Annotated in this window: 1 tRNA gene and 2 rRNA genes; all 3 read left to right on the top strand. The window is 55.2% G+C overall.

Features of this window, described 5'->3' with window-relative positions:
* Positions 1 to 503, top strand: a 16S ribosomal RNA gene (locus tag AM590_RS18425); the annotation flags it as partial.
* Between the two features lie 97 nt (positions 504 to 600).
* Positions 601 to 672, top strand: a tRNA-Ala gene (locus AM590_RS18420).
* Positions 673 to 889: 217 nt separating this feature from the next.
* Positions 890 to 1832: ribosomal RNA gene (locus tag AM590_RS21035) — 23S ribosomal RNA — on the top strand; the annotation flags it as partial.

Genomic DNA, 1832 nt, shown 5'->3' with positions numbered 1-1832 from the left:
CACGACGCTATAGAGAGGAGGTGCATGGCCGCCGTCAGCTCGTACCGTGAGGCGTCCTGTTAAGTCAGGCAACGAGCGAGACCCGCACTTCTAATTGCCAGCAGCAGTTTCGACTGGCTGGGTACATTAGAAGGACTGCCGCTGCTAAAGCGGAGGAAGGAACGGGCAACGGTAGGTCAGTATGCCCCGAATGAGCTGGGCTACACGCGGGCTACAATGGTCGAGACAATGGGTTGCTATCTCGAAAGAGAACGCTAATCTCCTAAACTCGATCGTAGTTCGGATTGAGGGCTGAAACTCGCCCTCATGAAGCTGGATTCGGTAGTAATCGCATTTCAATAGAGTGCGGTGAATACGTCCCTGCTCCTTGCACACACCGCCCGTCAAAGCACCCGAGTGAGGTCCGGATGAGGCCACCACACGGTGGTCGAATCTGGGCTTCGCAAGGGGGCTTAAGTCGTAACAAGGTAGCCGTAGGGGAATCTGCGGCTGGATCACCTCCTAACGACCGAGACCACCCCGACGGGGTGGCTCACACGCGATCTTCCGAGTTCACCAATGACACCCGTTCGGACACCTTAGAACTACTAGGGCTAACACGGGCCCATAGCTCAGTGGTAGAGTGCCTCCTTTGCAAGGAGGATGCCCAGGGTTCGAATCCCTGTGGGTCCATGGTAAGCAGTACTCCACTCCGAAACGATCGTGCCCCTTAAGTGTGGCAAGACGTTTCGAATGAATGGATACTGACGACAGATGCACCATCCCGCGCAAGCGAGGTTGGGAAGGGTCGAAAATTCGCCTCGGGTCGTCACCGAGGGGATTTGATGAAACCGTGTGTACGTGCAATCCAGGCGTCCACTGGACCCGTTCTCCGGGTCACAGTGACTATATCAACTGGCTACTGTGCCAGCTGGTGGATAGCTCGGCTCGAGAGCCGATGACGGACGTGCCAAGCTGCGATAAGCCTCAGGGACCCGCATGGAGGGAAAGAACTGAGGATCTCCGAATGGGAATCCCCTCGCAATTGCCTTGCGCAATGGGGAACGTTCCGAATTGAAACATCTTAGTAGGAACAGGAAAAGAAAGCAATCCACGATGTCGTTAGTAACGGCGAGTGAACGCGATACAGTCCAAACCGAAGCCTTCGGGCAATGTGGTGTACGGACTACCCAACACGGACCTGGATCTTATGTGAAGTCTCCTGGAACGGAGCGTGATACAGGGTGAAAACCCCGTAACATAAGAACCAGATCCTGGGGTTGTTCCAGAATAGCGGGGGTTGGATATCCCTCGTGAATTTCGCAGGCATCAACTGCGAAGACTAAACACTCCTCGAGACCGATAGCGAACAAGTAGCGTGAGCGAACGCTGAAAAGCACCCCGAAAAGGGCGGTGCAATAGGGCTTGAAATCAGTTGGCGATAGAGCGACGTGGCATACAAGGTCACTCGACGAAAGAACTGGGAGCGATCCCGTAGTATGACTCAAGTGAAGCCGATGTTACGTCGTGCGTTTTGAAAAACGAACCATGGAGTGCATCTGACTGGCGAGTCTAAGGGGTGAACCCCCGGAGGCATAGGGAAACCGATACGGCCGCAGTCTTTGACCAGGGCCACCGTCTTCAAGGGCGGGGAGCCAACCGGATGCGACCCGAAACCAAGTGATCTACGCCGGAGCAGGGCGAAGCGTGGCGAAAGCTGCGTGGAGGCCCGTTAGAGTTGGTGTCCTACAATACCCTCTCGTGACTCTGGTGTAGGGGTGAAAGGCCCATCGAACTTGGCAACAGCTGGTTCCAACCGAAACATGTCGAAGCATGACCTCTGATGAGATAGT

It is taken from the genome of Haloferax sp. Q22 (assembly GCF_001482285.1).
Classification (GTDB): Archaea; Halobacteriota; Halobacteria; order Halobacteriales; family Haloferacaceae; genus Haloferax.
This window is presented reverse-complemented; position numbering and strand designations above follow the sequence as displayed.